The following is a 25986-nucleotide window of genomic DNA, read 5'->3' as shown; positions in this document are numbered from 1 at the left end:
GGTCCCCTGCTATACGCGAGGCGTTAGCAGGGGACCCTTCCTTTCATCTCAGCTGAACAGGGGGCGGACGACGAAGTACATCAGCGCGCCGATCGAACCGGCGGCCGGGAACGTCAGGATCCAGGCGCCGACGATGTTGCCGGCCACGCCCCACCGCACGGCGGAGAGCCGCTTGGTCGCCCCGACGCCCATGATCGCCGAGGTGATCGTGTGCGTGGTGGAGATGGGCGCGCCGAGCACCAGCGCGTTGAAGTAGAGCACGCCGCTGGCCACGGTCTCGGCCGCGAAGCCCTCCGGCGGGCGCAGGTCGATGATCTTCCGACCGAGGGTCCGGATGATCCGCCATCCACCGGCGTACGTGCCGGCGGCCAGCACGGCGGCGGAGGTCCAGAACGCCCACTCCGGGATGTAGGTGGCGTCGTCCTGGTAACCACCGACGAAGAGGGCGAGCACCACGATGCCGATGGTCTTGGCGGCGTCCTGCATGCCGTGGCCGACCGACATGGCCGCCGCCGAGGCGGTCTGCGCCCAGCGGAAGCCCCGGTTGAGCTTGCCCGGGTGCCCCTTCCGGAAGATCCACTGCACGGCGATCATCGCGATGTAGCCGAGGATGAAACCGACCATCGGCGAGAGGATCATCGGAATGATCACGCTCTCGCCGATGCCCTTCCAGAGCACGGTGCCCGAGGCCGCGACGGTCGAGCCGACCAGACCACCGATCAGGGCGTGCGAGGAGGACGAGGGAAGTCCGAAGTACCAGGTGATGATGTTCCAGGTGATCGCGCCGATCACACCGGCGAAGACGATACCGAGGCTGGACACACCGGTGGGCAGGTCCACCAGCCCGCTGCCGACGGTCTTGGCGACCTCGGCGCCGAAGTGCGCGCCGATGAAGTTGCCGACCGCCGCCATGGCGAGCGCGACCCGGGGTGTGAGCGCCCGGGTGGAGATGCTGGTCGCGATCGCGTTGGCGGCATCGTGGAAGCCGTTGGTGTAGTCGAACACCAGGGCCACCCCGATCACCGCCAGCACCGCGATGAGCTCGGGACTCACAGGATCAGGACTCCTTGACCGCGATGGTCTCGACGGTGTTCGCCACGTGCTCGAAGGCGTCGCAGGCGGCCTCCAGCTCGTCGGCGACCTCCTTCATCTTCAGCACGGTCAAGGCGTCGTACTCGCCGGAGAAGAGTCGCACCAGCAGCATCCGGTACGCCTGGTCGCCGTCGTTCTCCAGCCGGTTGATCTCGATCCAGTAGTCCTCCAGGTCCTTCATCGACTTCAACCGGGGCATCGCCTCGGCGGTCAACTTGGCCTGCTGGTCGAGGACGTGCACCAGCTCGTGCATCTCCCGGGGCAGCGAGGGCAGCTTGGTCAGCCCGTAGAGGTAGAGCAGGTTGCCGACCGCCTCCAGGTGGTCCATCACGTCGTCCAGCAGCGACCCCAACCGGTAGATGTCCTCCCGGTCGAACGGAGTGACGAAGGTCGAGTTGATCTTCTTGAACAACTCATGTGTGATCTTGTCACTGTCGTGCTCGACCTCGGTGAGCCGCTCACTGACCGACTGCACCTCGACGTCGGGCAGGGCCAGCTCGTTCAGCAGCGCGGTACCCCGGACCAGGTTCTGCGCAGCCCTGGTGAAGAGCTCGTAGAAGGCGCCCTCGTTGGGGCGAAATGAAAACCTCACAGCACGGACCTCGTCGTGTCGGTGGTAGGGGTGCAGCCGCCGTCCGGCGCCCTGCTGAGGGAATGCTAGGGAACCCCCCGAGCGGACCTTCGGCGGCCCACCCCTGGCCAGGTGCCATTCACCGCTCGTTCAACTTCCGTTCACCTTCAGCAGACCCGTTGTCCTCAGCAATCGCTCCCGTTCCCCCGCGATGTCGAAGTCCGCGGGCGGATACCCCAGCGGGAGGGTGTCGAACGTCTCACGCAGCAGGTGCGCCACCGCCCAGTCCCGGTACCACTTCCGGTCCGCCGGCACCGCGTACCAGGGCGCGGCGTCGCTGCCGGCGCGGCCCAGCAGCTCCGCGTACGCGGACTGGTAGTCGTCCCAGCGGGCGCGGGCGTCGATGTCGGAGGGGTGGTACTTCCAGTGCTTCGTCGGATCGTCCAGCCGGGCCAGCAGCCGACGCGCCTGCTCGGTGTGGGAGATGTGCAGGAAGACCTTGACGATCGCCACCCCGTCGTCGGTCAACTCCCGCTCGAAGTCGTCGATCTCGGCGTACCGGGGGCGCCAGACGTTCTCCGGTGCGCGTTCCTGCACCCGGGGCACCAGGATGTCCTCGTAGTGCGAGCGGTTGAACACCCCCAGGTGTCCCGCCGGCGGCAGCGCCTGTCGGATTCGCCACAGGAAATGGTGTCGGAGTTCCTCGGCGGTCGGCGGCCCGAACGCCCGGATGTGCACGCCGAGCGGGTTCATCGCGCCGACCACCCGCTTGACCGTGCCGTCCTTGCCACCGCAGTCCATCGCCTGGAGGACCAGCAGCACCCGCCGCCCCGACCCCGGGTCGGCCTTCGCACCCGCGAACAGCATCTCCTGCTGGCGGGCCAGTCCGGCACCGACGTACCTGACCTGCCGACGGGCCCACCCCTTGCGATCCGGCCCGGTCACCTCCGAGCCGGGCAACCCGGGCGTCGCGCGCGGGTTTGTCGCCCCGAGGTCGACCGGCGCTCCGGGTGGCACCCGGAGCAGGTCGCGTACGGTGCCGCCGATCGGCGCCACCACGTCAGTTCCACCGTCGTCGCCCATCGCAGCATCATCGCGCGCCGACGGTGGTGGCGCGCGGCGACGCCGGAGCCGGTCGGGCTCAGACCACCAGAGCCAACCACTTGCGGTACGAGGAGGCGAACGGCTCGGTGCCGTCACCCAGGGCGCCGAGCAGCCACCGTGCCGCCGCCTCGGCCTCCGCCACCAGGTCGTCGGGGTAGCCGAAGCGGGCCCGGTGCTCGGCGAACTCGTCCTCGTCGCGCAGCTCGACCAGGCCGGTCTCCCGCCGCCGGACCACGTCCAGGTCCAGGTCGATCAGGTGCACCGTGTCCTCGCCGTCCCAGCGGGCCGGGCTGGTGATGTCGCAGTAGACCTCGCTGGTGCGCGGGGGCGGGTTGAACATGCCGGTCCACCAGGCGTGATGCGGCACGAGCAGCACGAACGGGATCTGCTCGACCGACGGGCGGCCGTGGTAGACGGAGCTGGTGCCGGCCGACACGCCGAGCCAGACCCCGAGGTCGTCCTCGGTCAGTCGGCGGGCCGGGTAGTCGCGGTGGGCGCTGCCGTCGTACTTGCGGTAGATCACGCGGACCACGTCGCTCGGCATGAGTCGCACCCTAACCGATTTCGCCCACCCGTCGCCGTCAGGAAGTTACCGGACGACGGGGAGATATGTGCCGCACCGTGACGCCGCAACACGGCCGATCGGTACGGCCCGCGTCAGCCCCGCCGGGTACCGTGCCACGGTGACTCCGCCCCGCGCCGCCACCGGCTCCGCCCGCGCCAAGGCCCGCCGTCGAGGTGACCGGCCCGGCGGGGCCGACCTGCTCGCCGCCGCCGTCGGCGCGGTGCCCGGCGGGGCCGCCCGCCCCGGGCAGCAGCAGATGGCCACGGCGATCGAGGAGTGCGTCGCCTCCGGCGACCACCTGCTGGTGCAGGCCGGCACCGGGACCGGCAAGTCCCTGGCCTACCTGGCGCCCGCCCTGACCGTCGACGGGCCGGTGGTGGTCTCCACCGCGACCCTGGCGTTGCAGTCCCAACTGGTCGAGCACGACCTGCCGCGACTGGCCGACGCGGTGGAGCCGGTGCTCGGTCGCCGGCCGACCTTCGCCGTGCTCAAGGGCCGCCACCACTACCTCTGCCTGGCCCGGTTGGAGAACTCCAACGAGGACGAGCCGGAGGACACCCTCTTCGACGCCCCCACCGAGCGCCCCGGCGGTGGCGCCAAGTGGCTGGGCGAGGCCGGTCGGCTCGGCAAGCAGATCCAGCGCCTGCGGGACTGGGCCATGGAGACCGACACCGGTGACCGGGACGAACTCGACCCCGGCGTCGACGACCAGTCCTGGCGGCTGGTGTCCATGCCGGCCCGGGAGTGTGTCGGCGCGAGCCGCTGCCCGTACGGCGCGGAGTGCTTCGCGGAGGCGTCCCGGGCCCGCGCCCGCGAGGCCGACATCGTGGTGACCAACCACAGCCTGCTCGCCGTCGACATGCTCGCCGGACGGCACATCGTCCCGCCGCACAAGCTGCTGGTGGTGGACGAGGCGCACGAGCTGGCCGACCGGGTCTCCTCCGCGGCCCAGGCCGAGCTGACCCCGGAGCTGATCGACCGTTCCGCCCGGCGGGCCCGTCCGTTGCTGCGGCCGGAGACCGCCGAGGCGCTGACCGCGTCCGGTGACGCCCTCGCGGTCGGGCTGGCCGAGGCACCGGCCGGACGGATCACCGACGGCCTGCCCGACCCGCTGCGGAATGCCTGCACGCTGCTCGACGCGGCGACCCGCGCGGCGCTGGACGGCATCGGCGACATCAAGGCCGACGACCCCGACCCGGTACGCAAACAGCAGGCCAAGTCCGTGCTGGACGAACTCTCCACCACCGCCCAGCGGCTGCTGGACGAGGCGGAGCACGACGTGGCGTGGGTGGAGCGCAACGACAACACCGGGCGGCGGGCCCTCGTCGTCGCGCCCCTCTCGGTCGCCGGCACGCTCGCCACCCACCTCTACGACGAGCGGACCGTGGTGGCCACCTCGGCGACCCTGGCCCTGGGTGGGCGATTCGACACCGTGGCCCGTGCCCTGGGTCTGGACGCGCCGCCGCCCACCCCGCCGACGCCGGCCGCCGCCGCGCTCGCCGACACCACCCGTCGACCCCGGACGGCACCGGGTGACGCGGCCCCCGCCGAGACCGGGTCGGGCGGCGCTCCCGTCGGGTCCGGCGCGGCGACCGACTCCGGCTCCGGCTGGCGGTCGCTGGACGTCGGATCTCCCTTCGACTATCCCCGCCAGGGCATCCTCTATGTGGCCGCGCACCTGCCCCGGCCCGGTGTCTCCGGGCTACCGGACGCCGCCGGGGAGGAGTTGCTCTCGCTGGTCACCGCGCTCGGTGGCCGTACGCTCGGGCTGTTCTCCTCCCGGCGGGCCGCGCAGCAGGCGGCGGAGCTGCTGCGGGCACGCACCGACCTGCCTGTGCTGCTCCAGGGCGAGGAGACGCTGCCGCTGCTGGTGCGCAGGTTCCGCGAGGAACGGTCGAGCTGCCTGTTCGGGGTGATGTCGCTGTGGCAGGGGGTGGACGTGCCCGGCGACTCGTGCCAACTGGTGGTGATCGACCGGTTGCCCTTCCCCCGGCCGGACGAGCCGCTGGCCGCCGCGCGGGCGGCGGCGGTGGACGCCCAGGGCGGCTCCGGCTTCGCCGCCGTCAGCGTCCCCATCGCGGCGGTCCGCCTGGCCCAGGGGGTCGGGCGGCTGATCCGGGCCAACGGTGACCGGGGCGTGGTGGCGGTGCTCGACTCGCGGCTGGAGACCGCCCGTGGGTACGGGCCGTTCCTGCGCCGGTCGCTGCCGCCGTTCTGGTACACGACCCGCCGTGAGGTGGTCCAGGGCGCGCTGACCCGGCTCGCCGCCGACTGACCGGGCCGGGCAGGGCAGGGCAGGGCAGGGCCCGGCCGCTGCGGGTCAGGGGGCGCGGGAGGCGACGACCACCGCGTCCGGTGGGGTGTCCGGCACGGTACGCGCGGCGAGGCGGCGGACCGCCGTGTTGAGCACCGCGATCAACGGCACGGCGACCAGGGCGCCGGTGATCCCGGCGAGCACCACGCCGGCGGCCAGCCCGATGATCACCGCGAGCGGGTGGATGGCCACCGCCCGGCCCATGATCAGCGGCTGGAGGATGTGCCCCTCCACCTGCTGTACGCCGATCACCACGCCGAGGATGATCAGCGCGGTCACCGGGCCGCTGTCGACCAGCGCCACCAGCACCGCCACGCCACCGGAAAGGGTGGCGCCGACGATCGGGATGAACGCGCCGAGGAAGACCAGCGCGGCCAGCGGGAACGCGAACGGGATGTCGAAGATGACGAGGAAGATGCCGATGCCGACGGCGTCGATGAACGCGACCAGCACCGTGGCCCGGACGTAGGCGCCCAGGGTCGCCCAGGAGGCCCGGCCGGCGTCGTCGACCTTCCAGCGTGCCGCCACCGGCAGCAGCCGGACCAGGAACCGCCAGATGACGGTGCCGTCACGGAGGAAGAAGAACGCCGCGAAGAGCACCAGGACCGTGCCGGTCAGCACCTCGGCCAGGGTCGCGGCGGTGGAGAGGGCGCCGCTGGTGAAGCGCTCGGTGTTGTTGTTGACGAACTGCTGGACCTCCTCGATGTACCGGTCGAGGTCGTTGTCGGAGAGGTGCAGCGGCCCGGTCTTGAGCCAGTCCTGGATCTGTTGCAGGCCCTGGGTCGACTTCGCGGCCAGCTCCGGTACGCCCTTGATGAACTCGTTGACCACCAGGGTCAACGTGCCGATCACCGCGGCCAGGCCGGCGACCAGCACCACCGCCGTCGCCAGCGACCTCGGGAACCGGGCCCGCAGCAGCCACCCGACGGCAGGCGCCAGCAACGCCGACAGCAGCAGGGCGACGGCGAGCGGAATGATCACGATGCTGATCGTGCTGACGACCTTCACCAGCGCCCAGAACACGACACCGACCACGATCAACCGCCACGACCAGCCGGCGGCGATGCGTAACGCGTGCGGCACGTCCGCGTCGTCACGGCTGGAGGTGGAGGCGGGCCCTGGCTCCGGGGACTCCTCGTCGACCACGGTGGCGGTCGGCGACGCCACCGGACCGGGCCGCGACGGCGAGGCCGTAGCGGCGGGCTCCGGGACGTCCGGCGGCCGGTTCCGGGCGGTACGCACCGAATCCCGACCCGACTCGTACGCGCGACGCACGCGGCTGCGGATCCGCTCGAACCGGCTCACGGGCACCTCCAGGCAGATTTCGGCCCGCGCATGGGCGCCAGGGGCGGACAGGATACGTCCGACCGCTCCACGGTAGGGCAAACTTCCGCCACACATTGCCCCCACGGACGGCTGCCCAACCCGGGTGACCACCGGCGGCGCGCCGGAGGCGACACGGTAGCGTCTGCGGCGTGACAGCGGACCCGAATCTCGACTCCGGCCTGCCCATCCGGCTGCTGCACGACCGCGTGCTGGTGCGGGTGGAGGGAAGCGAGGGCGAGCGCCGTTCCACCGCCGGCATCGTGATCCCCGCGACCGCGGCCGTGGGCAAGCGCCTGGCCTGGGCCACCGCCGTGGGAGTCGGGCCGCACGTACGCTCGATCGTCTCCGGCGACCGGGTGCTCTTCGACCCGGACGACCGCTCCGAGGTGGAGTTGCACGGGCGCGGCTACGTGCTGCTGCGCGAGCGTGACGTGCACGCGGTGGCCGCCGAGCGGGTCGAGGAGGACGCCACCGGGCTCTATCTGTGACCCCGGCGGCACCGAGACACCCGAAGGCACCAGGACACCCGGCGACGACTGCGCTCCTCGTGGGCTGCCCGACCGTCCCCGGACGGCACTGACACCGTCCGCGTCGTTTGCCACGCTCCCCGGCGGGAAGCCAGCCGCACCACCGGCCCTGGGGAGGGACGATGCCGGTATTCGTGAAGAAGGTGCTGGCCTGGGGCAGCCTCGCGTTCCTGATCTATTTCATGGCCTTCCGGCCGGAGGGCGCCGCCCAGATGTTCCGGTCGATCGGAGCGGCCCTGATGATGATGGCGCAGGGGCTCGGGGACTTCCTGACCAGCCTGATGGCCTGACCGGGCACCCGTCCGCTCAGCGGTGGCCCGGCGGCCAGTGCGCGGGCGGGTGCTGCCCGTGCCAGCCGTACGGGCCGTACCCGGCGGGGTAGGCGGGCGGCGGTGGTGGCTGCGGCGGCGTGAGCACCACCGGGATGGGCACCACCGGTTCGTCCGGTGCCTCGACCGCCCGCTGGGAGCCGTCGGGGAAGCGCAGGTGGTACCGCTCGCCGTCCCAGACTCCCACCGGGGTCTGCGGGTCCCGGCCCACGAAGTACGACCGGTACAGGCTGATCGAGTCCAGTAGCTCCCGTTCCTCCCGCGCCGTCCGTTCCCGGTCGGCGGGCCGACGGTCCAGGCCCCGCGTCACGCCGTCGCGCAACAGCGCCAACCGGGTCGCCGCGAACTGGTAGCCGCGCATCGCCCGCAGCCCGGCCTCGCCACCCACCCGCTGGGCCCACACCCGGGCCGCGTGCCGCCGCCCGAGGCTGCTCAACGCCGCCACCTCCGGCGGGGTCAGCCAGCCGGCGCGGACGTAGTCGGGCAGGGTCCGCTCGGTGAGCCGGCCCTCCCAGGCCCGCAGCCAGACCGCGAAACCGACCATGCCGAAGAAGATCGGCACCATCACCCCGACGATGCCGACCACCGAGATCAGCACCTCGCCGGTGGCCTCGGCCAGCGTCGGCAGCAGGTTCCACGCGCCGTGCAGCATCATCGCCAGCAGCAGACCGGCGACCGGGGCGAAGAAACGGACCCGCCGGTCCGCCGCCCGGGCGGCGATACCGAGCCCGATACCCGCCAACGAGGTGAACAGTGGGTGGGCGAAGCCGAACAGCAGGATCCGGCCGATGAAGATGGCGATGACCTGCTGCGCACCGGTCGCCGGGCCGTACTGCTCGACGCCGGAGGCGTACCCGAGGCCGCCGAGGTAGAGGATGTTCTCCACCATCGCGAAGCCGATCGCGGAGAGTCCGCAGTAGACCAGCCCGTCGGTGATGCCCGACCACTCCCGCCGCCGGAAGATCAGCAGCAGGATCGGGCCGAGGGTCTTGGTCAGCTCCTCGATGAACGGCGCGACCAGCACCGCGGTCAGACCGGCGGGCAGTCCCTGGTCGTCGAACCAGTTGGCGGCCGTCTCGTTCACCAGCAACGAGATCGAGGTGGAGACGAAGGCACCCCACGCGAAGCAGAAGACGAGGTATTTCAACGGCTCCGGCTCGTACCGGTCGAGCCAGAGGAAGCAGGCCACCAGCACCGGGACCGGCAGGATCGCGGCGGCCGTACCGACCAGCAACGCCTCCCCGCCGAGACTGGCACCGAGCGTGAAGATGATGAAGATCGCGCTGGCCGCGATCACCAGGATCACCCCGGCCAGCACCAGCGCCCGCCGCCAGCGGAACCGGCGACGCGGCATGCCGGGCGTACCGGGGCCACCGGGTGGCGCGCCGGGCACGGGAGGCGACGGCGGCAGGTATCCGCCGGACGGGGTGTCGGCCATGCGGTCAGCGTAGTCATGCCGAGCCCACCCGGCCCGGCGCATCGGCACCCCGCCCCCGGCTCAGCCGACCGGGGGTGCGGTGGGCGCCTTGGCGGCCGGTTCCGGGCCGGACGGCGCACCCGGCCGGTCCAGCTCACCGAAGGACTGCCGGACCAGCCGGTTCGCCTCCTCCTGGCTGATCCCCGACGCCACCATCAGGTCGCTGGCGGTGGTACGCACCTGGGCCACCACCACGCTGCCGGAGAACCCGACCCCCTCGGCGTACGCCCGGCCGGCCTCGCTGACCGCGCGCAGCGACCGTTCCCGGGCCTGCTCGGGCTCCTCGCCCTGGGCGAACTCCTTCTTGAGCAGACGGACCGACTCGGCGAGGTGTGCGATCGCGTCCGGCATCGGCCCCGGGACCGGTTCGTCGTCCTCGACGAGGGTGACGGCCCGCCGGATCAGCGTGCCGCTGTTGCGCATCGCCCGGTCGATCGGCTCGGCCGCCTCCGCGTAGTGGGTCAGTTCGCTGCGCCGGTGCCAGCGTGCCGGGGAGAGCAGGGCGGTCTCCTTCGCCCCCTCGATCGCCTCGCTGAGTGCGGACAGTTCCTCCTTGTTGTTCCGCAGCCGGTCCAGCGCCTCCTGGATCCGGTCGCGGTCCCGGTCGCGCAGGCCGTCGGCGGCGTTGTCGAGTTGCTCGGCGAGCAGGTCCAGGGCCGGCCGGGCGGCGCGGTTGAGCACCCGTAGCGGGTTGAGCGGCAGCAGGACGGCGGTGACCAGCAACGCGATGCTGCCGCCGACGAGCGCGTCGATGAACCGGGGGATCTCCAGGTCCTCGACGGAGGGGCTGAGCGTCGCGATCAGCACCGCGGTGGCCGCCGCCTGGATGACGATGGCGACGCTGCCACCGGCGAAGATGGTGAGCAGGATCGCCGAGGTGACGATCAACGCGAGCTGCCACGGACCGGTGCCCAGGAAATAGACCAGCAGGTCACCGACGAACACCCCGACACCCACCCCGATGATCAGCTCGGCGGTCCGGCGGAACCGCTGGCCCACCGAGACGGCGAGGGTGCCGACCGCCGAGATCGGGGCGAAGACCGGCTGCGGGTTGCCCAGCAGTTCGTGCGCGGCCACCCAGGCCAGCCCGGCCGCGAGACCCGCCTGGAGGGCCAGGGCGAGCGACATCCGGACCCGGTGCAGGCGGTCCTTGAGGGTGGCCTTGCCCCGGTGGTGCAGTTGCGCCACCGTCTCCGCGATCCGCTGGGTGTCCACGTCCGACAGGCCGTCCCGCATGCGGTTGCCGCGTAGCAGGGTGAATCGTCGGTCCCGGGCCACCGCCATGGCCGCGACTACCCGCCGCACGTCGGGACATTCCTCGCCGACCGGGTGCATCCTCCCGTCGGGTGACGGTCCGCCCGTCCCGGACACTGCCGGACGCGACGCCCGCCGGAGGCGGTTCGGGCCGGGCCGGCACGGATCCGGAACCGCCGCGACGCGGACTCCCGGCCGGTGCGGCAGACTCGTCCGGGTGACGGGGTTGACGCAACGGTGGCGCACTGCCGCCCTCTCGGCGGGCGCGACCCGGCCGACGGCGGTGGACGACGCCGGGGCCGAGCTGGTCGCCCGGTGGCAGGAGCCGCACCGCCACTACCACACCCTCGACCACCTGACCGCCGTGCTCGACGTCGTCGACCGGTACGCACCCGCCGCGCACCAGCCCGATCTGGTCCGGCTCGCCGCCTGGTGCCACGACGCGGTGTACGACCCCCGGGCGCCCGGCGACCGCAACGAACGTGACAGCGCGGCGCTCGCGGAGGTCCTGCTCACCCGGGTCGGGCTGCCCGCCGCCGAGGTGGCCGAGGTCGGCCGGTTGGTCCTGCTCACCGCCGGGCACGCGGTGGACCCGGCGGACGCCGACGGCGTACTGCTCTGCGACGCCGACCTGGCGGTGCTGGCCGCACCCGAGCCGGAGTACGACAGGTACGCGGCGGCGATCCGGCGGGAGTACGCCCACGTGCCGGAGCCGGACTACCGGGTCGGTCGGGCCCGGGTGCTCTCCGGGCTGATCGCCCTGCCCGCGCTGTTCCGGTCAGCTCCGCTGGCCGACGCCGGACAGGCGCGGGCCCGGGCCAACCTGACCCGCGAGCTGGCCGCCCTCACCGGCCGGGACCCGGGCGGCGAGGTGTTTGGGGCGACGTAGGCCGGTGGCCCGCAGGAGCCGGGCGATCTCGCGGCTCGGCACCACCTGCGCGCCGAGCCAGACCGCCATCGCGAAGCGTTCCGCCGGGATGTCGTAGTGGTCCCGGTCGAAGCCGCGCCGGGGCGCACCGAGCGCCTCGGCGAAGGCGTGCAGCTCGGCGACGGAGACGTCACTGATCAGGTGGGACCAGAGTCGGCCCCGTGCCGGCCAGGCCGGCCGGTCCACGAAGATCACGGCAGTCACGGTACCCGGCAGCGACCCGAGGTTGATGATCGCCAGCGGCCGGTCGTAGCCTCGGCCCATGGCCAGCCTCCTCGACGACCTCCGCGCCGCGCTCGGCCCGGACGCCGTCCTCACCGACCCGGACCTGCTGCGCGGGCACGAGCGGGACGAGGCCGACCTGTGCGCGTCCGGCACCCCACTGGCGGTCGTCCGGCCGCGCAGCACCGAGGAGGTGGCCGCCGTGGTCCGGGCGGCCGGGCGGCACGGCGTACCCGTGGTGCCGCAGGGCGCGCGGACCGGTCTGGCCGGTGCGGCGAACGCCGTCGCGGGCGCGGTGGTGTTGAGCACGGTGGCGATGGACACCATCCTGGAGATCGACCCGGTGAGTCGGATCGCGGTGGTCCAGCCCGGCGTGGTCAACGCGGCGCTCAGCGCCGCCGTGGCCGAGCAGGGCCTGTGGTATCCGCCGGACCCGGGTTCCTGGGAGTCGTCCACGATCGGCGGCAACGTCGCCACCAACGCGGGCGGGATGTGCTGCGTCAAGTACGGCGTCACCACCGAGTACGTGCTCGGCCTGGAGGTGGTGCTCGCCTCCGGTGAGGTGCTGCGCACCGGCCGGCGTACCGCCAAGGGGGTCGCCGGGTACGACCTCACCCGGCTCTTCGTCGGCTCCGAGGGCACCCTCGGGGTGGTCACCGAGGTGACCGTGGCGCTGCGGCCCGCTCCGGCGGAGTCGTTGACGATGGTGGCGGTCTTCGGCTCCACCGCCGAGGCGGGCGACGCGGTGGCCCGGATCGCCGCCCGTGGCCTCTCCCCCAGCCTGCTCGAACTGCTCGACCGCACCCACCTGGTGGCGATCGAGGCGTACCGGCCGATGGGGTTGCGCACCGACGCCGAGGCGCTGCTGCTGGCCGCCGCCGACACCGGTCCCCGCGCCGCCGAGGACCTGGCCGAGCTGGCCGCCGTCTGCACGGCGGCCGGTGCCGCCGAGGTGTACGCGGCCACCGACGCGGTGGAGGCCGCCGCCCTCCTCCAGGCCCGACGCCTGGCGCACCCGGCGATGGAGAAGTACGCCTCGGACACGTATCCGGACGGCAACGGTGGGCTGATCATCGACGACGTGGCGGTGCCCCGGGCGGCGTTGGCCGCGCTGCTCGACGGGGTCGCCCGGATCGCCGCCGAGTGCCGGGTGCCGATCGGTGTGGTCGGTCACGCCGGTGACGGCAACATGCACCCCAACATCGTGGTCGACCGGGCCGATCCGGCCAGTCTGGAGCGGGGCCGCCGGGCCTTCGACGAGATCATGCGACTCGGCCTGGCACTCGGCGGCACCTGCACCGGCGAGCACGGCGTCGGGCTGCTCAAGCGGGAGTGGCTGGCCCGCGAGATCGGGCCGGTGGGCGTCCGGGTGCATCAGGCGATCAAGGACGCACTCGACCCGGCCGGGCTGCTCAACCCCGGCAAGGTGCTCTGATCCGGGCCGTCCGGGGGCGGGGTGCTTCTGACGGGCCGCCTCAGCCGACCATCTCGGCCGGGGTGTTCTGGGTGAGCAGCAGCAGGATCTCCTCGGCCACCTCGGGTCGTTCCTCGCCGGGGCAGTCCTGCGAGGTGATCAGGCCCGCCGAGGTGAGCAGGCTGGACGTCAACGCGCCGACGCAGGTGACCCGGTAACCCCGGGCCTCGTCGGTCTCCCGGGCCAGCCTCGGATCGGCGAGCAACTGCTGCAACCGCTCGCGGAGTTCCTCGTTGAGTGTGCCGGTCGAGGTGACGCCGTCGCCGGCACAGTCGATGCACTCCCAGCGGCCGTCGGGGGTCACGTTCAGGGTGCGCAGCGGCCCGTCGCTGCCGAGGTTCTGCAACAGGCTGACCCGCCCCTGGCCGCTGGTCGCGGCGCCGCCGGCACCCGGCTGGTCGGCGGCCGGTCCGCTCACCGACGTCTCCGGTTCGGCGCGCTGGCCGAACGGGGCGCATCCGCTCAGGGCGACCACCACCAGGGCGGTGACGGGCAGGGACAGCAGCCGTGACCAGGGTTGCGCTATCACGCGCGGAACTTACCTTACCGTAGGTAGGGCACGGAACCGTCCGGACGGACATCCACCGGCAGCGATATCCAGAATGGACCTGGTCAGCGTGGCAGCCCCGCCGCCCCGTCGTCGGCACCACGGTCCGCCGGATAGCCGCGCACGTCCGGCGCACCCAGCCGGGCGGCGTCCGCCGTCGCGTCGTCCGGCATCAACTGCGACTGCCGCTCCGCCTCCACCCGTGCCCGGTAGTGCGTCACCTCGCGCTCCCGCCGTGCCTCGTCCCAGCCCAGCACCGCACCCATCAACTCGGCCGCGTGTCCGGCCGACTCCAGCCCCCGGTGCGTGGTCTCGAAGGAGACCCGGGTACGCCGGGTGAGCACGTCCTCCAGGTGCAGCGCGCCCTCGGCACGGGCCGCGTAGGTCACCTCCGCCGCGAGGTACTCCGGCGCACCGGCCAGCGGAGACGCCTGCAACGGGTCGGCGTCGATCAGGGCGAGCAGGTCCATGGCCAGGCTGCCGTAACGCTCCAGCAGGTGCTCGACCACACCGACCGGCACCCCGTGCCGGCGGGCCAGGTCGGCCCGGTCCCGCCACATCGACGCGTACCCGTCCGCGCCGAGCAACGGCAGGTCGGCGGTGCGCGAGGGACGTTGTGCCCCGAGCCGGTGCGCGGCCCGGTCGACCACGTCCGAGGCCATCACCCGGTACGTCGTGTACTTGCCGCCGGCCACCAGCAACAACCCGAGCATCGGCTCGATGACGGCGTGCTCCCGGGACAGCTTCGAGGTGGAGTCGGCCTCGCCGGCCAACAACGGGCGCAGCCCGGCGTAGACGCCCTCGATGTCGGCCGTGGTGAGCGGCCGGTCCAGCACGGTGTTCACCTGTTGTAGCAGATAGTCGATGTCGCTGGCGGAGGCCGCCGGATGCGAGCGGTCCAACTGCCAGTCGGTGTCCGTGGTGCCGATGATCCAGTGCCCGCCCCACGGGATCACGAACAACACGCTCCGGGCGGTACGCAGGATCAGCCCGGTCTCACCGGTGATCGCCGAGCGGGGCACCACCAGGTGCACCCCCTTGGACGCCCGGACCCGGATGCCACGCCGCAACCCGACGTCGTCGAGCATCCGTGACATGTCGTCGGTCCACACGCCGGTGGCGGCGATCACGGTGCGGGCGCGTACCTCGAACTCGCCCTCCGGGGACCCGGCGGGCGACTCCAGGTCACGGACCCGCACCCCGGTCACCTCCCGGGCCTGCCGGATCAACCCGACCGCCCGGGTGCTGCTCACCACCGTCGCGCCCAGGCTCGCCGCGGTCCGGGCCAGCGTCACCACCAGGCGGGCGTCGTCCACCTGGCCGTCGTAGTAGCGGATCGCGCCGGCCAGTCCCTCGGTCCGCAGGCTCGGGAAGACCCGGCGGGCGCCCTCGCGACTGAGGTGCCGGTGCAACGGCATGCCCCGGCCACCGCCGAAGAGACCCGCGAAGGCGTCGTACGCGGCCACCCCGGCGCCGTAATAGGCCCGCCGCAGCACCCGGGCCGGAAGATCGCGTACGCCCTGCCCGGCGGGAAGCGGCACCAGGATCGGCACCGGACGCACCAGGTGCGGCGCCAGCCGGGTGGCCAGCAGACCTCGCTCGGTGAGCGCCTCGTGCACCAGGTGGAACTCCAACTGCTCCAGGTAGCGCAGGCCGCCGTGGATCAGTTTGCTGGACCGGCTGGACGTGCCGGCCGCGAAGTCGCGGGCCTCGACCAGGGCCACCTTCAGCCCCCGGGAGGCCGCGTCGACGGCGGCACCGGCACCGGTCACACCACCGCCGATGACCAGAACGTCGAAGCGCTCGGCCCGTAGCCGACGCAGGTCGTCGGCCCGGCGGGCGGGCGAGAGCTGGCCGGCAACGGATCGCAAGACGTGGGGATCGCGCACCCGTCCACGGTAGCCGCAGCGATCACCTGGTGGCATGCCACGGCCGCCGGGGACGACCGGTGGAGGCCGGACCGTAGGGTGTGCGGATGCGTGACGATCACTTGACGTCCGGTGACGCCGGGAGCCCCTGGGCCGTTGTCGCGGCGGTGCTGGTCGGCGGGGCGACAGTCACCATCGCCCTGCTGACACAGGCCGGTGGCTGGCTGGTCGACCAGGTGCTGCTGCTCAGCGGGCTGGACCGGTTCGTGCCGCTCTGGCCGCTGGCCGCACTGTTCACCGTGCTCCTGATCGGTGCCGCCACGCTGCCGCTGGCCCTGGTCCCCCGCTCGACGACGATCCGCGCCGCCGGCCGGGGCTGGCTGGTCGGGGCGCTCGCGATGGGCGTGCTCGGGCTGCTGCGGACGATTCCCCCGGTGCACCACGAGGCGTACCTGGCCGCGCTGGCCGTGACCGCCGCGCTGCTGGCGCTGCTCGCCCACCGGCTCTCCCCCCGTCTGGCCCCCGCTCCCCGCCCGGCCCGTCCCGGTCCCCTCCCGCCGCCCGGGTGGCACACCACACCGCCGGGTTGGCCCACGACACCGCCGGGTCCGACCGGGGCGGGGCCAGGTCCGACCGGGGCGGGGCCGGAGTCGTCCGGCGAGCAGCCCGTCCCCACGCCGGGCGGCGATCGGGCCGAGCCGGTGGGTGATCCGCCGGGCACGGCCGGACCCGACCCGGCCGCTCCCCCGGCTTCCCGGCCGACCCCGGTGACCCTGCTCGGCATCGCGGGCGGGCTGGTCCTGCTGATGCCCTGGGTCCGGTTCGGCGCGCTCGGCGGGCTGCTGGAGACGGTGCTGGCCGGGCTGGCCGCCGCCGCCGTGGGCGCGCTGGCCGCCGAACTGCTGGACGCCCGCTTCTGGGGCCACCACGAGGTCGGCGAGCCACCCCGACCGGCCCGGCTGGTGCTGCTCGGCGGGCTGGTCGCCGGCGTGGTGCTGCTGCTGGTCGGCGCCGGTACCGGTCAGTCGGGTGCCCAGTTGCCGCTGCTGCTGACCCTGCCACCGGCCGCCTTCGCGCTGGCCGCGCTGCGGGCCCTGGCCCGGCGTACCGACCGGCGGCACGGTCGCCTCCCCACCGCCTGGCTGGTCGGGCTGGGCGTGTTCGGTCCGCTGGCCTTCACCGACCCGGAGGAGGTCACCCTGCTCCTGTCGGGCAGCCGGGACATCCCGTTCTGGGTGGCCGTCACCACCGGCGCCGGGCTCCTCGTCGCGCTGCTGCTGTCGGCCGCGTACGCGGTGGTGCTGGCCCGGCCCTCGGCGCGCCCGCCACGCCGGGCCACCGCCTGGACGACCGCCGTGGTGATGCTGCTGACGGTCGGCGTCGGTGGCGTCGTCGCCGGCCAGCCCGGGCTGCACGGGGAACGGTTGTTCGTGGTGCTGCGCGAGCAGGCCGATCTGACCGGTCTGCCCGCCGGGGCGGGGAAGGCAGGTCGGGACGCCCGCGCCGAGGAGGTCTACCGGCGTCTGGTCGACACCGCCGAGCGGACCCAGGCCGACCTGCGCCGGGACCTGCGCCGGCTAGGGCTGGACCACACCGCCTACTACCTGGTCAACGCGATCGAGGTGGACGGCGGGCCGGTGACGCGAGCCTGGTTGTCGACCCGACCCGAGGTGGCGAAGGTCCTGGTCAGCCAGCGGCTGCGTCCGCTACCGGTGCCGGACGGTACGACGCGCGGCGACGCGTCCGCGCCGACCGGCCCACCCTGGAACATCACCATGATCGGTGCGGACCGCGTCTGGTCCGAGCTGGCGGTGACCGGCGCCGGGGTGACGGTGGGGAGTTCGGACTCCGGAGTGGACGGTGGACATCCGACCCTCGCCCCGGGTTTCCGGGGCGGTGACGACTCGTGGTTCGACCCCTGGAACGACACCCGTACGCCGACCGACCGCAGCGGGCACGGCACCCACACGGCGGGCAGCGCCGTCGGGCGGGGTGGTATCGGTGTGGCACCGGGGGCGCAATGGGTGGGCTGCGTGAACCTCGACCGCAACCTGGGCAGCCCCGCCGCGTACCTGGACTGCCTCCAGTTCATGCTGGCGCCCTTCCCGCCCGGCGGCGACCCGTTCGCGCAGGGGCGCCCGGCCCGGGCCCCGGAGATCCTCACCAACTCGTGGGGCTGCCCACCGATCGAGGGCTGCGACCCCCGGGTGCTGCTGCCGGCCGTCGACGCGCTGGAGGCCGCCGGGATCCTGGTGGTGGCCGCCGCCGGCAACACCGGCCCGTACTGCCGGTCCATCCAGGACCCGCCGGCCCCGTACCCGGACGTGCTGACGGTCGGTGCGGTGGACGAGCGGCGGCGGGTCACCGACTTCTCGTCCCGGGGACCCACCCCGTCGGGCGTGAACAAGCCGGACCTGGTGGCGCCGGGCGCGGACGTCCTCTCCGCGATGCCCGGGGGCGGTTACGCCACGCTCGCCGGTACGTCGATGGCGACCCCGCAGGTGGCCGGCGTGGTGGCGTTGATGTGGTCGGCCAACCCGGACCTCGTCGGTGACCTGGACCGGACCCGGCGGATCCTGCGCGAGACGGCCACCCCGATCGACGCCCCGACCGGCTCCGGCAACTGCGGCGGTACGGCGAACGTGGCCGGTGCCGGGCTGGTCGACGCGTACGCCGCCGTCGAGGCCGCCCGGGACTGACGCCGGATCACGGACTGACACCGGACTCGATGTGATCTAGGGTCGGCTGCCATGGACGCGACCACCATCGCCGAGTTGACCGTCGAGCGGGCCGCCGAGGTGGTCGAGCTCTGTCGCCGGGCGCTCGACCTGCCGGAGGACGCGGCCGAGGCGGAACCGCTCGTGGCGACGCTCTGGCACCGGGCCGCCGCCGACCGGCCGGTGCGGGTGTTCGGCGCGTACCGGGGTGACGACCTGGTCGGGGTCCTGATCGGATCGCACTCCGGCGAGGCGGGGCACGTCGACCTGCTGGCCGTGCACCCGCGGGTACGCCGTCAGGGCGTGGCCCGGGCCCTGCTCGGGCACGCCGAACGGGCGCTGGCCGAGTCGGGCGCGGTCGAGATGGTGCTCGCCGGCAACCCGCCGTACTACGGCTGGCCCGGCATCGACGTCCGCTACACCCCGGCGATCTGTCTCGCGCTCGCCCTCGGCTACCGCCAGGACCGCACCGCGTGGAACATGACCGCCGACCTGTCGTCCGACTCGTCACCGGCGCTGCGCGCCACCGAGGCGGCCGAGGCCCGGCTGGCCGGGCAGGGCGTGACGGTACGCCGGGCCGAGCCGAGCGACCTGCCGGCGCTCACCACCTTCGCCCGTACCACCTTCGGCGGGGCGTGGGACGGCGAGCTGGCCGGTTCGGTGGGTCGCCCCGACGCCGGCTGCCATCTGGCCGAGCGCGACGGCGAGCTGCTCGGCTTCGCCGCGTACGGATCGTCCCGGCCGAGCTGGTTCGGGCCGATGGGCACCGTCCCCGCTGCCGAGGGGTCCGGCATCGGCGGCGTCCTGCTGCGGCGCTGCCTGCGGGACCAGCGGACGGCCGGCATCGAGTCCGCGCAGATCGGCTGGGTCGGTCCGGTGCCCTTCTACTCGCGCAGCGCGGGTGCCCGGATCGAGCGGGTCTTCTTCCTGTACCGCAGGGCGCTCGGCAGCCCGAACGAGTCAACCGGCGCATAGGCGCCGATACCACCGTTCACCCTCCCCGGTCATCGACGCCCCCTACGGTTTTGCGTAGAGGAGGCAGCCATGACCACGGATGACGAGCAGACCCGGGACACCCTGGCGGTGCCCTTGGTCGCGGTTCCCGAACTCCCGGCCCAACTGCCGATCGACCGGCTGGACTACGGCGACGCCGAGCAGTTGGCGGAGATGACCGGGGCAGCCGAACCACCCGAGGAGCCGCTCATCCTGGTCGACGAACCGGCACCGCACCGCCCACCGTACGACCGGGCGCAGCAGCGGCGCGACGAGCGGCCGCTACCGACATAGGAAAAGGGCGGACCGCTGACGCGGCCCGCCCTTTCCGGCGTGTGGAGCTGGACTCAGAAGTCCATGTCCCCGCCACCCGGACCAGCCGGGGCGGCCGGGGTCTTCTCCGGCTTGTCCGCCACGACGGCCTCGGTGGTGAGGAACAGCGCGGCGATCGACGCGGCGTTCTGCAGCGCCGAGCGGGTCACCTTGGCCGGGTCGATGATGCCCGCGGCCAGCAGGTCCACGTACTCACCCGACGCGGCGTTCAGGCCGTGACCGGCGTCGAGGTTGCGGACGCGCTCGACGACGACGCCACCCTCCAGGCCGGCGTTGACGGCGATCTGCCGCAGCGGGGCGTCCAGCGCGATCTTGACGATCTGCGCGCCGGTCGCCTCGTCGCCGGCCAGGTCCAGCTTGTCGAAGGCGGTCTTGCCGGCCTGCACCAGCGCGACACCACCACCCGGGACGATGCCCTCCTCGACGGCGGCCTTGGCGTTGCGGACGGCGTCCTCGATGCGGTGCTTGCGCTCCTTGAGCTCGACCTCGGTGGCCGCGCCGACCTTGATCACCGCAACACCGCCGGCCAGCTTGGCCAGGCGCTCCTGCAGCTTCTCCCGGTCGTAGTCGGAGTCGCTCTTGTCGATCTCGGCCCGGATCTGGTTCACCCGGCCCTGGATCTGCTCGGCGTCACCGGCACCGTCGACGATGGTGGTCTCGTCCTTGGTCACCACGACCTTGCGGGCGCGGCCCAGCATGTCGAGACCGGCGGCGTCCAGCTTGAGGCCGACCTCCTCGCTGATGACCTGACCACCGGTGAGGATGGCGATGTCGGTCAGCATGGCCTTGCGGCGGTCACCGAAGCCCGGCGCCTTGACGGCGACCGACTTGAAGGTGCCCCGGACCTTGTTGACCACCAGGGTGGCCAGGGCCTCGCCCTCCAGGTCCTCGGCGATGATCAGCAGCGGCTTGCCGCCCTGCATGACCTTCTCCAGGATCGGGAGCAGGTCCTTGACCGACGAGATCTTGCTGTTGGCGATCAGGATGTACGGGTCGTCGAAGACGGCCTCCATACGCTCCGGGTCGGTCATGAAGTAGGCCGAGATGTAGCCCTTGTCGAAGCGCATACCCTCGGTGAGCTCCAGCTCCAGCCCGAAGGTGTTGCTCTCCTCGACGGTGATGACGCCTTCCTTGCCCACCTTGTCCATCGCCTCGGCGATGATCTCACCGACGGTGTTGTCACCGGCGGAGATGGAGGCGGTGGAGGCGATCTGCTCCTTGGTCTCGACGTCCTTGGCGAGCTTCAGCAGCTCCTCCGAGACGCTGGCCACGGCGGACTCGATGCCACGCTTCAGGGCCATCGGGTTGGCACCGGCAGCCACGTTGCGCAGACCCTCGCGAACGAGAGCCTGGGCCAGGACGGTCGCCGTCGTCGTGCCGTCACCGGCGACGTCGTCGGTCTTCTTGGCGACCTCCTTGACCAGCTCGGCGCCGATCTTCTCGTACGGGTCCTCGAGCTCGATCTCCTTGGCGATGCTCACACCATCGTTGGTGATGGTGGGGGCACCCCACTTCTTCTCGAGCACGACGTTGCGGCCCTTGGGGCCGAGGGTCACCTTCACGGCGTCGGCGAGCTGGTTCATGCCCCGCTCGAGGCCGCGGCGAGCCTCTTCGTCGAACGCGATCATCTTGGCCATACGGCGTTGTCCTCCTGGACACTCACGGACCAGCCGGGGTGTGCCCCGGACGGGCCGTCTGGTGTACGCACCTTGGGACGTCGCCACCTGGCGACGGCGACGTCTCCTCGGCCGGGCCGGATAGCCCGCGACGACCGGCCACTGCCCCGCCCGAGGTGATCCCCCGGGTGCGACGGTGGCCCCACCGTCCCGACCAACTGGCACTCACGCCATGCGAGTGCCAATGACTTGTTTAGCACTCTGCCCTGCCGAGTGCAAGCACGACCGCCGTGATCAGCCGAGTTCATGGGCCAGTTGGGCGTCGTTCACCGGCCCCTCGTGTCCCCGCTGCTCGGCGTACGTGACGACCAGCCCGACCAACTGGGCAAGCTGGCCCGGCAGGGTGAGCAGCGCCGCCAGCACCGTCACCACGACCGTGCCCGCCGTCACAGTCCGGGTCTCCATCGGGCCGGTGCCGATCAGCAGCAGGCCCACCTGCTCGATCGCAGCCGCGACCAACGACACGGCGACCACCGCGCCGATCACCAGCGCCAACCGGCCGAGCAGCAGGCCCAGGCGCTGCCGCAGCATCTGGTGCGAGCGGCCGATCGGGTTGTCCCGCTCGAACAGGTAGACCGGGCCGACCATGGCCAGCGCGAACACCGCGTAGATGCCGGGCAGGAAGCAGAGGCAGAGGCCGAACAGCACGATCATGCCGAACAGCAGGGTCCATCCCCAGAGCCCGAGCGCCCGCCGGACCCCGTAGCGCATGGCCGCGCCCAGGTCGACCGGCGTACCGGCCGCCTGCCGGGCGATCACCCAGGTCCCGGCCGCCCAGCCCACACACTGCACCAGGCTCGCGATCAGACCCGCCCCGAAGAGGCTGCCCACCCACACGAGGCTGTCGGCCCAGAATCCGGAGGGCAACGCGCTGCTGTCGTCGGCGAGCTGCTCCTCCCAGCGCGCGGTGGGGTCGATCACCAGCGCGAGCACCGCCAGCACCACCGCCGGCAGCACCTGGGTCAGCAGGACGATCGGCAGCAGGAGCGACCAGCCCCGGCGGAGCGCGCCGACACAGCGCGCGTACCAACCACCTACACCGGCACCGGGCGGATTCACCAACGGGCTGGCCGGGTCGAGGCCGTACCCCGGTTGCGGGTACCCACCGTAGGGCGACGTCGGATATGGCTGGCCCGGGTAGGGCTGGCTTGGATAGGGCTGGCTTGGATAGGGCTGGCCCGGATAGGGGGCGGTCGGGTCGACCGGTGGCCGCCCGTCCCCCCGATCGGGCTCGTTCGCCGGCGGGGTCGGCTCGTTCGCCGGCGAAGGCCGGGCCGGCTCGTCGGGGGACGAGGACGGACCCGCCGGGGGCGGCTGGTCGGACATGGACGCTCCTCAGCGATGGCTGGATCGGCCCATGATCTTCCCTGGTCGGCCCCGGCGCCGCTGCCCTGCACCGGCCACGATCCCATAACCCCACCCGAGGATCAGCCGGCGAGGTGGACGCGGCGGGTGACTCAGATGGCGCGTACCCGCTCGGCCTGCGGGCCCTTCTGGCCCTGGCCGATCTCGAACTCCACCCGCTGGCCGTCGTCCAGCGCCTTGTAGCCGTCCATCTCGATCGCGGAGAAGTGAACGAAGACGTCCTGCCCGCCGTCGACGGCGATGAAGCCGTAACCCTTTTCGGCGTTGAACCACTTCACGGTGCCCTGTGCCACGGTGTTGTCCTCACTCTGCGCGGCGTACCACAACTCCGGGCACCGGCACGCCGAACACCCGGAGACCACCGGTTTCAGCGATCCGCGACGACCCCGAAAAACGGTGACCGAAATCGCACGGTACACGAGGCGTGACGACCGCGCACGACCACAAATCGGGCATATTCCGACTGACGGCATCGCCGTACGTCATTGTGGTAAGCATGCCGACATGACCAGCGCGCTCGACGAGACCAGCACCCTGCGGGCGGACGTCCGTCGGGTCGAGCCGGCGGACGCCGCCCGGATGCGGGCCCTCCGTCTGGAGATGCTCGCCGACGCCCCGCTGGCCTTCCTGGAGACGATCGCGGAGGCCGCCGCGCGCCCGCACGCCGAGTACGCCGCCCGCGTCGCCCAGGTCTCGGCCGGCACCCACACCGCCCAGTTCGTGGCGGACCCCGGTGGCCGACTGGTCGGGCACGCAGGTGGCGTCGCCCATCCCACGGAACTCGCGGTCACCGTGGTCTACGCGGTCTACGTCACCCCGACGTGGCGCGGCACGGGCCTGCTCGCATCCCTGATCGATGCGGTCGGCGCCTGGTCACGGGAGTGCGGGCGGCAGGAGCTGATGCTCGAAGTCGTGGTGGGCAACGACCGCGCCTACCGCGCCTACCAGCGGATCGGCTTCGCCGACACCGGCGTACGGGTGCCGCACCCGACCGTCCCCGCCCTCCGCGAACTCCAGATGCGCCGCCGGGCGTAGTAGGTGTGGGTGGGGGTTTACGGGCAGCCCACCCTGCTCCGGGCGGTCAGGCTTGATTCCTCCGCAGGGTGGGCTGCCCGGAAACCCGACGTGGTCCGGCTGATCGGGTGGCCTGCCCTCGGATCGGACCGACCCACTCCCCTCGCCCTGCTCGGTAGCGACGGTCGCGGGCTGGCCAGGGTGTCCGGCGGATGCGGCGGGTGCCAGGTCTCCCGCGCCGCCTTTGCTCTGCTTCAATCCACGCAACGAACAGGGCGATTCGTTCCTCCTGGCAAATGCCGCACTGGCAAAGCCATGACAATTGACCAGAACCGGTGCGTTCTCCCGAGAGTATTGCGTGGAGTGAAGCAGAGCAAAGGCGGCAAGGCGCAGTACCGCCGCCCACCGTCCGCCTCCGCACCGCACCGCACCGCACCGCCCAAGCTCAACTCAGCTCATGCTCCAACGGTGACCCAGCAGGGTTCCGGGGCAGCCTGACCCGCGCAGGGATCAAGCCTGACCGCCCGGAGCGGGTCAGGCTGCCCCGGAACCCCCACCGTGAGAAGACCCGCCCCCCCCACCGTGAGCAGCAGACCTAGGCGTGCCGCCGACTCTGCACGATGCGGAAACGGTTGGCGACGTACGCCCCGTCGGTGAGGGCCGAGTTGGCCGCCGCGTTCGCCCCGCTGCCGTGGAAGTCGGAGAACGCCGCCGACTGGTTCACGAAGACGCCTCCGGTGAGGTTGCCGGACAGGTGCACTCCGACCTCGATCGCGGCGTTCTCGGCGGCGTCCAGCACCGCCTCGTCGGTGGAGTAGACGGCTGCCGTGAGCGCGCCCTTCTCCCCCACGGTCGCCCGGAGGATGTCCAGGCTGTGCGTGGTGGAGTCGGTGGCGATGGCGAAGGAGATGGGTCCGAACCACTCCCGCGAGTAGGTCGCGGTGTCGCCGGCGTCCAGCTTGACGACGGTGGGCGTACGGACCACCGCGTCCGGGAACGACGGGTGCGTGACGGTACGCGACTCCAGCACCGGCGTACCGACCTTGGTGACCTCGTCGAGGCGGTCCAGGACGCCGTCGTTGACGATGGCGCCGGTCAGCTCGACCCCACGCGCCGGGTCGGCGGTGAGCTTGCCGACGGCGGCGGCGATCCCGGCGGCCACCTCGTCGAAGCTCTTGTGTCCCTGGTCGGTGTCGATGCCGTCGCGGGGAATGAGGATGTTCTGCGAGGTGGTGCACATCTGGCCGCTGTAGAGCGTCAGGGTGAACCCGAGGTTGCGGCACATGCCGGCGAAGTCGTCGGTGGAGTCGACCACCACCGTGTTGAGTCCGGCCTTCTCGGTGTAGACCGCCGCCTGGCGGGCGTTGGCCTCCAGCCAGTCGCCGTACTCGGTGGAACCGGTGAAGTCCACGATCTTGACGGCCGGGTGCAGGGCCAGGGTCGAGGCCAGCTTCTCGCCGGGCGCCTCCGGGGCGAGCAGGACCAGGTTCGGGTCGAAACCGGCCTCGGCGAGCACCTGCCGGGCGTAGCGCACCGTCACGGCCAGCGGGAGTACGGCGCGCGGGTGCGGCTTGACGACCACCGGGTTGCCGGTGACCAGCGACGCGAACAAGCCCGGGTAGGAGTTCCAGGTCGGGAACGTGTTGCAGCCGATGACCAGGGCGACTCCTCGCGGCACCACATGGAACGTCTTGGTCATCCGCAGCGGGTCGCCCTTACCGGCGGCCTTCTCCCAGGCGGCGGTCCCCGGATGCCGGGTCATCTCCGCGTACGCGTAGGCGACGGCCTCCAGCGCCCGGTCGAGCGCGTGCGCGCCGCCGGCCTGGAAGGCCATCACGAATGCCTGCCCGCTGGTGAACTGCACCGCGTTGGCCAGTTCGAAGACGTTCTTGTGCAGCCGGTCGAGGATCTCCAGGCAGACCCCGACCCGCGCCTGCGGACCGGCGTCCCGCCACGCGGGCAGCGCCGTGGACGCGGCGGCGACGAGCTGTTCGGCGGTGGCGTGCGGGTAGCGGACGTCCAGCGGGACGCCGAAGGGGCTGGTCTCGGTGGCGACCTGGTCGCCGTCGCCCGACTGGTCGAGCGGGAAGTCTCCACCCAGGTACGCCTCGAATGCGGCCTTGCCGTCGGCGGCTGCGGTCTCGCCGTACACCCGGGGGCTGGGTGATTCCGGGTAGGCGGACCAGTACCCGCGCTCCGTGATCGCGGTCAGCGCGCGGTCGAGGGTCTCGGCGTGCCTGTCGTACAGGGGGTGCGGGGTCTCCGTCATGCCCGCCATCATGCAACAGGA

The 25986-nt window shown here is 72.5% G+C and carries 23 protein-coding genes; 9 read left to right on the top strand and 14 right to left on the bottom strand.

Annotation, left to right across the window (positions count from 1 at the left end; genetic code table 11):
• Window positions 1-48 precede the first annotated feature (48 nt).
• From ABZ738_RS01295 to ABZ738_RS01280, 4 genes are all read right to left on the bottom strand, one after another.
• Window positions 49-1053 carry an inorganic phosphate transporter gene (locus tag ABZ738_RS01295; RefSeq protein WP_131052736.1) on the bottom strand — a complete coding sequence of 335 codons (1005 nt, stop codon included), beginning with the start codon at window positions 1051-1053 and terminating at the stop codon, window positions 49-51.
• Window positions 1054-1057: 4 nt separating this feature from the next.
• Window positions 1058-1684, bottom strand: a complete 627-nt coding sequence (locus ABZ738_RS01290) for a DUF47 family protein (protein WP_131052737.1) — start codon at window positions 1682-1684, stop codon at window positions 1058-1060.
• A 129-nt stretch (window positions 1685-1813) separates the two neighbouring features.
• Entirely contained in the window at window positions 1814-2746 is a 933-nt protein-coding gene (locus ABZ738_RS01285) for a PPK2 family polyphosphate kinase (RefSeq protein WP_131052738.1), read from the bottom strand.
• A 58-nt stretch (window positions 2747-2804) separates the two neighbouring features.
• A complete protein-coding gene (locus tag ABZ738_RS01280; protein ID WP_131052739.1) occupies window positions 2805-3311 on the bottom strand; it encodes a DUF402 domain-containing protein in 507 nt (168 codons plus the stop codon).
• Between the two features lie 67 nt (window positions 3312-3378).
• Between ABZ738_RS01280 and ABZ738_RS01275 the strand changes: the two genes are divergently transcribed.
• Entirely contained in the window at window positions 3379-5607 is a 2229-nt protein-coding gene (locus tag ABZ738_RS01275) for an ATP-dependent DNA helicase (protein WP_357210256.1), read from the top strand.
• A 45-nt stretch (window positions 5608-5652) separates the two neighbouring features.
• Here the strand turns inward: ABZ738_RS01275 and ABZ738_RS01270 are convergent, their stop codons facing one another.
• Window positions 5653-6951 (bottom strand): AI-2E family transporter, encoded by a 1299-nt coding sequence (locus tag ABZ738_RS01270; RefSeq protein ID WP_236146039.1) that lies wholly within the window; start codon window positions 6949-6951, stop codon window positions 5653-5655.
• A gap of 170 nt (window positions 6952-7121) precedes the next feature.
• Between ABZ738_RS01270 and ABZ738_RS01265 the strand changes: the two genes are divergently transcribed.
• Window positions 7122-7460, top strand: a complete 339-nt coding sequence (locus ABZ738_RS01265; protein ID WP_131057469.1) for a co-chaperone GroES — start codon at window positions 7122-7124, stop codon at window positions 7458-7460.
• A gap of 161 nt (window positions 7461-7621) precedes the next feature.
• On the top strand, window positions 7622-7789 hold the full coding sequence (locus tag ABZ738_RS01260; protein ID WP_162854396.1) for a hypothetical protein: 168 nt from the start codon (window positions 7622-7624) through the stop codon (window positions 7787-7789).
• A 16-nt stretch (window positions 7790-7805) separates the two neighbouring features.
• Here the strand turns inward: ABZ738_RS01260 and ABZ738_RS01255 are convergent, their stop codons facing one another.
• Window positions 7806-9308, bottom strand: a complete 1503-nt coding sequence (locus ABZ738_RS01255) for a PrsW family intramembrane metalloprotease (RefSeq protein WP_357210252.1) — start codon at window positions 9306-9308, stop codon at window positions 7806-7808.
• 18 nt (window positions 9309-9326) lie between these two features.
• Window positions 9327-10541 (bottom strand): FUSC family protein, encoded by a 1215-nt coding sequence (locus ABZ738_RS01250; protein WP_236145890.1) that lies wholly within the window; start codon window positions 10539-10541, stop codon window positions 9327-9329.
• Window positions 10542-10776: 235 nt separating this feature from the next.
• Here ABZ738_RS01250 and ABZ738_RS01245 point away from each other — a divergent pair, with 235 nt between their 5' ends.
• The gene (locus ABZ738_RS01245) at window positions 10777-11448 is read left to right on the top strand and encodes a metal-dependent phosphohydrolase (protein WP_357210249.1); all 672 of its coding nucleotides are present in this window, start codon (window positions 10777-10779) and stop codon (window positions 11446-11448) included.
• Here the strand turns inward: ABZ738_RS01245 and ABZ738_RS01240 are convergent.
• Window positions 11338-11751 (bottom strand): DUF4031 domain-containing protein, encoded by a 414-nt coding sequence (locus tag ABZ738_RS01240; RefSeq protein ID WP_343232781.1) that lies wholly within the window; start codon window positions 11749-11751, stop codon window positions 11338-11340. The two genes, ABZ738_RS01245 and ABZ738_RS01240, sit on opposite strands and share 111 nt — an antisense overlap.
• Here ABZ738_RS01240 and ABZ738_RS01235 point away from each other — a divergent pair.
• Entirely contained in the window at window positions 11750-13144 is a 1395-nt protein-coding gene (locus tag ABZ738_RS01235; RefSeq protein WP_131054856.1) for an FAD-linked oxidase C-terminal domain-containing protein, read from the top strand. The genes ABZ738_RS01240 and ABZ738_RS01235 overlap by 2 nt on opposite strands.
• 40 nt (window positions 13145-13184) lie before the next feature.
• On the opposite strand, the gene ABZ738_RS01230 is transcribed toward ABZ738_RS01235, so the two are convergent.
• Both ABZ738_RS01230 and ABZ738_RS01225 read right to left on the bottom strand, forming a co-directional pair.
• Window positions 13185-13712, bottom strand: a complete 528-nt coding sequence (locus ABZ738_RS01230) for a hypothetical protein (RefSeq protein ID WP_131054855.1) — start codon at window positions 13710-13712, stop codon at window positions 13185-13187.
• 83 nt (window positions 13713-13795) lie between these two features.
• A complete protein-coding gene (locus tag ABZ738_RS01225; RefSeq protein WP_176095362.1) occupies window positions 13796-15655 on the bottom strand; it encodes a glycerol-3-phosphate dehydrogenase/oxidase in 1860 nt (619 codons plus the stop codon).
• Window positions 15656-15705: 50 nt separating this feature from the next.
• Here ABZ738_RS01225 and ABZ738_RS01220 point away from each other — a divergent pair, with 50 nt between their 5' ends.
• The 3 genes from ABZ738_RS01220 (at window position 15706) to ABZ738_RS01210 (ending at window position 19602) form a co-directional block, all read left to right on the top strand.
• On the top strand, window positions 15706-18297 hold the full coding sequence (locus tag ABZ738_RS01220) for a S8 family serine peptidase (protein ID WP_357210244.1): 2592 nt from the start codon (window positions 15706-15708) through the stop codon (window positions 18295-18297).
• Window positions 18298-18348: 51 nt separating this feature from the next.
• Complete coding sequence (locus tag ABZ738_RS01215; protein WP_357210242.1) at window positions 18349-19290, top strand: GNAT family N-acetyltransferase; 942 nt, start codon at window positions 18349-18351, stop codon at window positions 19288-19290.
• Window positions 19291-19359: 69 nt separating this feature from the next.
• Complete coding sequence (locus ABZ738_RS01210; RefSeq protein ID WP_236145715.1) at window positions 19360-19602, top strand: hypothetical protein; 243 nt, start codon at window positions 19360-19362, stop codon at window positions 19600-19602.
• Between the two features lie 53 nt (window positions 19603-19655).
• On the opposite strand, the gene groL is transcribed toward ABZ738_RS01210, so the two are convergent.
• The 3 genes from groL to ABZ738_RS01195 form a co-directional block, all read right to left on the bottom strand.
• Window positions 19656-21278, bottom strand: a complete 1623-nt coding sequence (gene groL / locus ABZ738_RS01205) for a chaperonin GroEL (protein WP_131053051.1) — start codon at window positions 21276-21278, stop codon at window positions 19656-19658.
• 273 nt (window positions 21279-21551) lie between these two features.
• A complete protein-coding gene (locus ABZ738_RS01200; protein WP_357210238.1) occupies window positions 21552-22376 on the bottom strand; it encodes a hypothetical protein in 825 nt (274 codons plus the stop codon).
• Window positions 22377-22774: 398 nt separating this feature from the next.
• Window positions 22775-22975 (bottom strand): cold-shock protein, encoded by a 201-nt coding sequence (locus ABZ738_RS01195; protein WP_131053053.1) that lies wholly within the window; start codon window positions 22973-22975, stop codon window positions 22775-22777.
• A 211-nt stretch (window positions 22976-23186) separates the two neighbouring features.
• On the opposite strand from ABZ738_RS01195, the gene ABZ738_RS01190 reads away from it, so the two are divergent.
• On the top strand, window positions 23187-23717 hold the full coding sequence (locus ABZ738_RS01190) for a GNAT family N-acetyltransferase (protein WP_357210235.1): 531 nt from the start codon (window positions 23187-23189) through the stop codon (window positions 23715-23717).
• 574 nt (window positions 23718-24291) lie between these two features.
• Here the strand turns inward: ABZ738_RS01190 and paaN are convergent.
• Entirely contained in the window at window positions 24292-25965 is a 1674-nt protein-coding gene (gene paaN / locus ABZ738_RS01185; protein WP_201272368.1) for a phenylacetic acid degradation protein PaaN, read from the bottom strand.
• Between the last annotated feature and the right edge of the window lie 21 nt (window positions 25966-25986).

The sequence above is a fragment of the Micromonospora sp. NPDC047793 genome, assembly GCF_040642635.1.
Taxonomy (GTDB): domain Bacteria; phylum Actinomycetota; class Actinomycetes; order Mycobacteriales; family Micromonosporaceae; genus Micromonospora.
The sequence above is the reverse complement of the archived record's forward strand: the minus strand, read 5'-3'. Positions and strand labels throughout refer to the sequence as shown.

Coding starts and splice junctions, on each gene's coding strand:
- groL (WP_131053051.1), bottom strand. CDS start 21,278: ATGGCCAAGATGATCGCGTTCGACGAAGAGGCTCGCCGCGGCCTCGAG.
- ABZ738_RS01215 (WP_357210242.1), top strand. CDS start 18,349: ATGGACGCGACCACCATCGCCGAGTTGACCGTCGAGCGGGCCGCCGAG.
- ABZ738_RS01240 (WP_343232781.1), bottom strand. CDS start 11,751: ATGGGCCGAGGCTACGACCGGCCGCTGGCGATCATCAACCTCGGGTCG.
- ABZ738_RS01285 (WP_131052738.1), bottom strand. CDS start 2,746: ATGGGCGACGACGGTGGAACTGACGTGGTGGCGCCGATCGGCGGCACC.
- ABZ738_RS01255 (WP_357210252.1), bottom strand. CDS start 9,308: ATGCGCCGGGCCGGGTGGGCTCGGCATGACTACGCTGACCGCATGGCC.
- ABZ738_RS01210 (WP_236145715.1), top strand. CDS start 19,360: ATGACCACGGATGACGAGCAGACCCGGGACACCCTGGCGGTGCCCTTG.
- ABZ738_RS01220 (WP_357210244.1), top strand. CDS start 15,706: ATGCGTGACGATCACTTGACGTCCGGTGACGCCGGGAGCCCCTGGGCC.
- ABZ738_RS01260 (WP_162854396.1), top strand. CDS start 7,622: ATGCCGGTATTCGTGAAGAAGGTGCTGGCCTGGGGCAGCCTCGCGTTC.
- ABZ738_RS01190 (WP_357210235.1), top strand. CDS start 23,187: ATGACCAGCGCGCTCGACGAGACCAGCACCCTGCGGGCGGACGTCCGT.
- ABZ738_RS01250 (WP_236145890.1), bottom strand. CDS start 10,541: ATGCGGGACGGCCTGTCGGACGTGGACACCCAGCGGATCGCGGAGACG.
- ABZ738_RS01280 (WP_131052739.1), bottom strand. CDS start 3,311: ATGCCGAGCGACGTGGTCCGCGTGATCTACCGCAAGTACGACGGCAGC.
- ABZ738_RS01225 (WP_176095362.1), bottom strand. CDS start 15,655: ATGCCACCAGGTGATCGCTGCGGCTACCGTGGACGGGTGCGCGATCCC.
- ABZ738_RS01235 (WP_131054856.1), top strand. CDS start 11,750: ATGGCCAGCCTCCTCGACGACCTCCGCGCCGCGCTCGGCCCGGACGCC.
- paaN (WP_201272368.1), bottom strand. CDS start 25,965: ATGACGGAGACCCCGCACCCCCTGTACGACAGGCACGCCGAGACCCTC.